This window comes from Thiomonas sp. TH-17, from assembly GCF_057473305.1.
Genome location: NZ_JBYCKI010000092.1, coordinates 1 through 1,915, shown reverse-complemented (window position 1 = coordinate 1,915; position 1,915 = coordinate 1). Strand labels below are relative to the sequence as shown.

At 61.4% G+C, this 1,915-nt stretch carries 2 protein-coding genes; both read right to left on the bottom strand.

Annotated elements, in window-relative coordinates:
- Positions 1 to 1,020 (bottom strand): DegT/DnrJ/EryC1/StrS family aminotransferase (locus AC2VLV_RS05820; RefSeq protein WP_486989076.1); only part of this gene is annotated, 1,020 nt, incomplete at its 3' end.
- 25 nt (positions 1,021 to 1,045) lie between these two features.
- On the bottom strand, positions 1,046 to 1,915 hold an 870-nt coding region (gene flgL, locus AC2VLV_RS05815; RefSeq protein ID WP_486989075.1), incomplete at its 5' end, for a flagellar hook-associated protein FlgL.

The following is a 1,915-nucleotide window of genomic DNA, read 5'->3' as shown; positions in this document are numbered from 1 at the left end:
GTTGTCACGGCGCGCAGATGGGAGTCCGCGGTACATCGGGAAATCCGAGATGAGTGGGTAGAAGTAGCGGCGCGCGTAATAACCGCGCTCTTTGAGTCTGTCGTAGAGCGCGTCGCGAGTGAGCGGATAGTTGGGTTCCACTAGGACGGGAAAATAACCGTGGTTTCGCACAGTTTCTCCGCTATGGGGCAAACAACGAATACCGGGAACATCCCTCAGCATGCTTTGGTACAGCGCATCGATGACGGCGCGGCGTGCGATGACATCTCCGATGTAGTTGAGTTGCAGCAGGCCGAGCGCCGCGTTGAACTCGCTCATCTTGCCATTGATGCCCGGAGCGACGACGGTCGTTTCATCGACGAAACCGAAATTCTTCAAATGATCGATACGTTGCTTGGTCTTCGCGTCGGGGCAGACGATGGCGCCGCCTTCGAAAGTCGAAAAAGTCTTGGTCGCGTGAAAACTCAGCACAGAAAGATCGCCATGCCGCAGGATGCTGCCACCTGCATCCTCAACCCCAAAGGCATGCGCGGCGTCATAGATCACCTTGAGGTTGTAATTGTCTGCAATGCGCTGAATGGCTTCGACATCGCAGGGATGGCCGTAGCAGTGAACCGGCAAGATGGCCGTCGTCTGCGGCGTGATCGCGGCTTCGATCTTTGAAGGGTCCAGGTTCAGGGTTTTCGGGTCGATATCGACAAAGATCGGCCGGATGCCATTCCACAGCAGCGAATGCGACGTCGCGACGAAAGAGTAGGGCGTGGTGATCACTTCGCCCGTGATGCGAAGCGCCTGCAGCGCCGTCACGAGCGCCAGCGTGCCATTGGTGAAGAGAGCCACATGTTCGACGCCGAGGTGCTCACACAGCGCACCCTCGAACTGGACATGAAAGGGGCCGCCATTGGTCAGAATCTTGTTGTCCCAGATCTGCTGGAGGTAGGGCAGAAATTCCTCAAGGGGCGGCAGAAAGGGCTGGGTGACAAAAACCTTGGATTGAGGGTTCACAGGATCTTTGTCCATGAAAGGCGAGGCGATTGACGCTCGATTAGAGATACTGGAACAAACTCAACCCCTGCACCTGCGTAAACGCCTTTTGCGCGGCCTGCAGGGCGGTGAGGCTGGACTGGTACTCGGTGATGACCTGCGGGTAGTTGATGCTGGTGAGCTGGGTCTGCTGGGTTTGCAGTTGCAGGGTGAGGCTGGAGTTTTGCGTCTGCACGGCCTGCACCTGCTGCAGGCGGCTGCCGATGCTGGCCTGGGCGCTGAGCAGGTTGGTCTGGTTTTGGTCGAGACTGGCCAGGGCGTTGCTGATGGACTGTGCGCGCAAGGCGCTCGAACCCGAGGTCTGCGCCGAAGCCGAGAAGGCCTGCGCCAGAGACTGGAAGGTCTGGAACAGGCTTTGCGGCGCGGCGGCGCCGATGGTGAAACTGTCGCCCGACGACGGGGTGCCGACGATGGGCACGGTGATAGTCGGGTTGCTGCCGGGCGGCAGGCTGATACTCATGCCGGGGGTGAAGCTGCCGCTGGCGACCGGGCTGGCGGAGAACGCGCCGCCCGTGCCGCTGGCCACGGAGTAGGTCATCGAGCCGCCGCTGCCGCTGAAGCTGATCTGGTACTGCGTGCCGTCGACCTGCAGGGTTTGCTGGGCCAGGGCGGTGTTGTTGACGGTGCCGGGCCCGGCGGTGGCGCCGCCGGTGTTGCTGCTGGCGGCGTTCACGCTGAAGGTGCCGTTGCCCGCCCGCGCATTCATGAACAGCGCGTTGCCGGGGTCGCCGATGGCGGTGTTCAGATTGGGGCCGAGCGCGAGCTGGTTTTGCCCGCCATCGCCCTGGTATTGCACGCTGCCATCCGCCTGAATGACGAAGGGCTGGGCGCCGCTCTTGCTGCCGGCGAAAAGATAGTTGCCCTGGCCGTC